The organism is Phaeodactylibacter luteus (assembly GCF_007993045.1).
Classification (GTDB): Bacteria; Bacteroidota; Bacteroidia; order Chitinophagales; family Saprospiraceae; genus Phaeodactylibacter; species Phaeodactylibacter luteus.
This window is the reverse complement of record NZ_VOOR01000102.1, coordinates 1-4,778: the sequence shown is the minus strand read 5'-3', so window position 1 is coordinate 4,778 and position 4,778 is coordinate 1. Positions and strand designations below refer to the sequence as shown.

Sequence of the window (4,778 nt, the reverse complement as noted above, 5' to 3'; positions counted from 1 at the left end):
AATTTTTTATTGTGTAAAAAACGCATCCAGAAACTGCTTTGGAAGTGAAAGAAGGAAAAATATGCACGCTAGATAAGTAATGTAAATAATATCAACCACAATAGTGAAGCACCGCTAGCATTATAATAAAGTATGAAAAAGAAAATTGAATATGGCATTTCCACCTTTGCCGATGTTATGCCTGACCCACATACGGGCAGAACTATATCACAAGCAGAACGCATTCGACAAGTGGTTGATGACATTGTATTGGCTGACAAATTGGGAGTTGACTTTTATGGCGTAGGCGAGCATCATAGACGAGAATTTGCGGCTTCATCGCCAGCGATAGTGTTGGCTGCGGCTGCGGGAAATACCAAACACATTACATTGGGTAGTACCGTCACCGTTTTATCGACCAGCGATCCCATTCGTGTGTATCAGGACTTTGCTACAATTGATGCCATCAGTAATGGACGAGCAGAATTATTGGTTGGTCGTGGTGCATTTACCGAATCATTTCCTTTGTTTGGTTTCGACCTCAATCAATACGACTTATTGTTTGATGAACGACTTGAATTGTTACTTAAAGCAAGAGATAACGAATTTGTTACGTGGAGGGGAAAAACAAGAAGTCCGATTGACAACTTAGGCGTTTATCCACGTACCGAAAAACCATTGAACATATCTATGGCCTTGGGTGGTTCGCGGAGTACAGTCATTAAAGCGGCAAAACTTGGACTTCCCGTGGTTTTAGCTATGTTGGGTGGCAATATTGTTGATTTCTGTAATTACGCAAAATTGTATCGCGCGGTAGCACAAGAAAGTGGGCACGATTCGGATAAATTAAAATTCAGCGTTCACGCACACGGTTTTGTGCTTAACAACAGCAAAGAAACTGCCGACACATTTTTTCCATACATACAGTATTACAGAAATCACTTATTGGGAGAACGTGGTTTTCCGCCTTACACCAGAAGCGATTTTGATTACGCACGTTCCTCAGGACAAGGATTATTTGTAGGTGGACCCGAAGAAGTAGCTGACAAAATTATGTTGCTTATAAACCATTTGAACATTGACAGGTTTATAATTCAAATGCCTTTGGCAACTATGCCTCACGATATAGTTAAAGAAGCAATAAGCGTTTATGCGACAAAAGTAATTCCGCTTGTTAAAGAAAAGATTAAAGCGGGAACTATTTAAGGGCACCTCTAAAAACCACCACTTTGTTAAACACTGACAGTTTCCGCAACCTTCTCCTTTTTTCCGATAACCATTTTGCGGTGTTGCAAGCCCCATGCTATCATAGCATCCAAAACCGTATTGAGGGTGTTTCCCGATTCTGTCAGTTCATACTCTACTGTAACAGGTATGGTATTATAAACAGTGCGGGTTACAATGCCGTTGACTTCCAGGTCTTTCAGCTCTTTGGAAAGCATACGGGGCGTGATTTTAGGAATTTCCCTTTCCAATTCCTTGAAGCGTTTTTTGCCATAGAGCAAAGAACCTATTATCGGCAATTTCCATTTGCCGTTCAACACGTTCATCGTATCGTTTATGGCTAAAACAAACTCTCCCGAACACTTCTTTACACTTTCTAATTGTGATATTCTGCTCATTTTATCCTGTTTATGCTTATGCTATACTAAAGTATAGTAATATACTATGGTATAATAGTTACTAAAGTATAGCAAAAGTAACTATATTTGCACAGTTAAAAAAATGTGTCACTAAAAAAAATAAAATCATTATGAATAAAGTATTAATTACGGGAGCAACAGGACAGCTAGGGAAGTCAACAATTAACTTTCTGCTTGAAAAAGGTGTTGCAGCAAATCAAATTTCAGCTTTGGCAAGAGATGAAGCAAAGGCAGCAGAATTAAAATCTAAGGGTGTAGATGTAAAAATAGGCAACTATGATGATTTTGATTCCCTTCGCTCTGCTATGCAAGGCGTAGAAACTTTGCTACTAATTTCTTCAAGCGAAATGACAAAAAGCAGAGCGGTGCAGCACATCAATGCGATCAAAGCTGCAAAAGAAAGTGGTGTGAAGCATATCATCTATACGGGCTTTATGAGAACCCATGACGACCCTAAATCTCCGCTTTGGTTTATTACCGAGGATCATGTGAAAACCGAAAAATACCTTAAAGAATCAGGCATTACTTATACTCTTTTTGCAAACGCTTTTTATTTGGATATGCTAATGGATTTTGTAGGTGAACAGGTATTAGAAACCAAAACCATTTTTGTTCCGGCAGGTGATGGAAAAATAAATTTTGTACTTCGTAACGAAATTGCAGAAGCACTTGCTAATGTGTTAACTACGGGCGGTCACGAAAATAAAACATACAACATTGGAATTGAGCAACCAGTGTCGTTTGGAGAAGTTGCGAAGTACATTTCTGATATTACCGGAGTTGCGATAAACTATGTTTCTCCCGAACAAGAAGAATATCAGCAAACCTTAATGCAATATGGTGTTCCTGAGATGTATGCACGCATGTTTGCAGCATTTGCAGTTGCTTTTGCAGCGGATACTATGAATGTTCCTACAACTGAATTAACTCAACTACTCGGTCGTAAACCAACTTCAGTTCAAGAATTTCTCTTAGCTAAATTTAAAAAATAAAAAGGTTGTCTGACAATTTTTGTAGAGGATTGTCAAGTAGGAAAACAGTTCACTCCTTTGGGGTTTATTATCAATGATTTACAAACTCCTATAATCAATCCATCCTCAAACCACAAAAATTGTCAGACAACCAATAAAATATGACAATTAAAAACAATAAAACACTAAACATAGCCTTGTGGGTAGCACAAGCATTACTAGCAGCCATGTTTTTAATGGCAGGTGCTATGAAGTCAACTCAACCCATTGAAGAACTTGGAAAATCAATGCCTTGGGTAAATGACTTTTCTGTGGTTTTTGTCAGGTTCATTGGTATTTCTGAATTGCTTGGCGGTATCGGACTTTTACTGCCTGCCTTATTGCGCATTAAACCATTTTTTACGCCTTTGGCAGCGTTGGGTCTTTATGGTTATGGTGTTCGCTTTTATATATCATATAACCAAAGGCGAATATCAAGTATTAGGCTTTAATTTGATTTTAGGAGCAATAGCACTTTTCATTGCATGGGGCAGGTATAAAAAAGTACCTATTCAACCCAAACTATAAATTACTATGGAACGCAAAAAATTTCTTCAATCAATTTTAGCCTTAACCGCAATGGGAACATTAAGCAGCCTTAAAAATTTTACTGACACACTTCCTTCACAGAGTAAAAAAATGCCGGTGCTGTTTACCTCACACGGAAACCCGATGGACATCCCGGTTTCAAGAAGTGAAAGGGAATTTTGGCAAAAACTTTATGACTTAGGGATTAATCTTCAAAAAAATTATGAAGTAAAAGCTGCATTGGTCGTATCAGCACATTGGTGTACTAAAGGTACATTCGTAAATGTTTCTCCTGATCAAAAACAGATTTACGACTACTATGGTTTTCCAGAAGAATACTACAAAGTGTATTACAATGCCAAAGGTTCGCCCGAAATTGCTCACGAAGTAAAGAAAATTGTTCCTTCCGTTTCCGAAACAACGGAATGGGGTTTAGACCACGGTGCGTGGCCAATGCTGATGCACTTATTTCCAGATGCCAATATTCCTGTTTTTCAGCTAAGTATTGACTATTACGCCAAGCCCGAATATCATTATGAGTTGGGCAAACAACTAAAATCATTGCGAAACAAAGGGGTTTTAATAATTGGTAGCGGTGCACTTATCCATAATTTGCCATTGGCAATGCAAAAAATGCGCACAAACAATACAACTCCTTATGGCTGGGAGGCAGAATACGATGCTTGGATTAAACAACAAATTGATTCCCGAAACTTTGCCAATCTCATTAATTACCAAAACAGTCATAAATTAGGGAAATTAGCCGCTCCTACTCCCGACCATTACGTTCCTGTACTTTACAGTTTGGGACTTATAGATAAGACAGATGAAATCAAGCATTTTTTCGAAGGTGAACCAACTATTCCAGCTTTTAGTGAACGTAGTTTTATTATTGAATCCTGAATTAAAATAGAAACACCTACTTATGTAAATACTAATATGAAGGTAGAAATTTGGAGCGATGTGAAAAAATATAAACTAGAATGAAATGACAGTACAAAACAATGAATTTTTTAAACAAGTAATTGAACAAAATATTCCAATTCATAAATTTTTAGGACTGAAATTATTAGTCCTCGAAAATGGATTTGTAAGAGTTAGCGTTCCCTTTAGAGACGAAGTGGTCGGTGATTTTAGAAGAAACAGATGGCACGGAGGAATTATTGCAACAATAATGGATTCTGTTGGAGGAATTGCGGGCGGAACTCACTTTAAATCTTTTGAGGATAAATTAGTAACAATTGATATAAGAATAGATTATTTAAAAGGCGCAGAAGCATCGTCAATAATTGTAGAAGGCAAAATTGTTAGATTTGGAAATAGAATACTTGTAACGAAAATGAAAGCCTTCCAAAATGATGAACTAATTGCAGAAGGAAAAGGTGTTTATAATTTTTTTCCAAAAGATAATCCGACAGAAAAGTAAAAATGTTTTCTAAAATAGAGAAGAGAATATAAACTGAAATAAAAATAGCCAGCAGGTAACAGCGTGTATAAGAAATAGCGGTTTTAGTGCTAAATCAAAGGTCTGTGCTTTTAATAAAAGTCAGTGCCAAACTGAAAGTGAAGTGCTTTTTAATCCGCTACTTCTCATACACGCAAAACGTTCTCTGCAAGC

The 4,778-nt window shown here is 37.3% G+C and carries 6 protein-coding genes; 5 read left to right on the top strand and 1 reads right to left on the bottom strand.

Going from position 1 to position 4,778, the window contains the following annotated elements:
- Window positions 1-132: 132 nt before the first annotated feature.
- Window positions 133-1,185 carry an LLM class flavin-dependent oxidoreductase gene (locus FRY97_RS21450; protein ID WP_211356948.1) on the top strand — a complete coding sequence of 351 codons (1,053 nt, stop codon included), beginning with the start codon at window positions 133-135 and terminating at the stop codon, window positions 1,183-1,185.
- 26 nt (window positions 1,186-1,211) lie between these two features.
- On the opposite strand, the gene FRY97_RS21445 is transcribed toward FRY97_RS21450, so the two are convergent.
- Window positions 1,212-1,601, bottom strand: a complete 390-nt coding sequence (locus FRY97_RS21445; RefSeq protein ID WP_147169669.1) for a winged helix-turn-helix transcriptional regulator — start codon at window positions 1,599-1,601, stop codon at window positions 1,212-1,214.
- A gap of 131 nt (window positions 1,602-1,732) precedes the next feature.
- On the opposite strand from FRY97_RS21445, the gene FRY97_RS21440 reads away from it, so the two are divergent.
- The 4 genes from FRY97_RS21440 to FRY97_RS21425 all read left to right on the top strand — a co-directional run bounded on the left by FRY97_RS21440 (window position 1,733) and on the right by FRY97_RS21425 (window position 4,586).
- Window positions 1,733-2,614, top strand: coding sequence for an SDR family oxidoreductase (locus FRY97_RS21440; RefSeq protein WP_020535373.1), 882 nt, complete (start codon window positions 1,733-1,735; stop codon window positions 2,612-2,614).
- A 140-nt stretch (window positions 2,615-2,754) separates the two neighbouring features.
- Window positions 2,755-3,084 carry a DoxX family protein gene (locus FRY97_RS21435; RefSeq protein ID WP_211213907.1) on the top strand — a complete coding sequence of 110 codons (330 nt, stop codon included), beginning with the start codon at window positions 2,755-2,757 and terminating at the stop codon, window positions 3,082-3,084.
- Between the two features lie 82 nt (window positions 3,085-3,166).
- Entirely contained in the window at window positions 3,167-4,063 is an 897-nt protein-coding gene (locus FRY97_RS21430) for a dioxygenase family protein (protein ID WP_147169668.1), read from the top strand.
- Window positions 4,064-4,148: 85 nt separating this feature from the next.
- A complete protein-coding gene (locus FRY97_RS21425) occupies window positions 4,149-4,586 on the top strand; it encodes a PaaI family thioesterase (RefSeq protein WP_020535371.1) in 438 nt (145 codons plus the stop codon).
- The last annotated feature ends 192 nt before the right edge of the window (window positions 4,587-4,778 follow it).

Excerpts from the sequence above, each read along its gene's own strand:
- FRY97_RS21425 (WP_020535371.1), top strand. The coding sequence starts at position 4,149 with ATGACAGTACAAAACAATGAATTTTTTAAACAAGTAATTGAACAAAAT.
- FRY97_RS21430 (WP_147169668.1), top strand. The coding sequence starts at position 3,167 with ATGGAACGCAAAAAATTTCTTCAATCAATTTTAGCCTTAACCGCAATG.
- FRY97_RS21450 (WP_211356948.1), top strand. The coding sequence starts at position 133 with ATGAAAAAGAAAATTGAATATGGCATTTCCACCTTTGCCGATGTTATG.
- FRY97_RS21440 (WP_020535373.1), top strand. The coding sequence starts at position 1,733 with ATGAATAAAGTATTAATTACGGGAGCAACAGGACAGCTAGGGAAGTCA.
- FRY97_RS21445 (WP_147169669.1), bottom strand. The coding sequence starts at position 1,601 with ATGAGCAGAATATCACAATTAGAAAGTGTAAAGAAGTGTTCGGGAGAG.
- FRY97_RS21435 (WP_211213907.1), top strand. The coding sequence starts at position 2,755 with ATGACAATTAAAAACAATAAAACACTAAACATAGCCTTGTGGGTAGCA.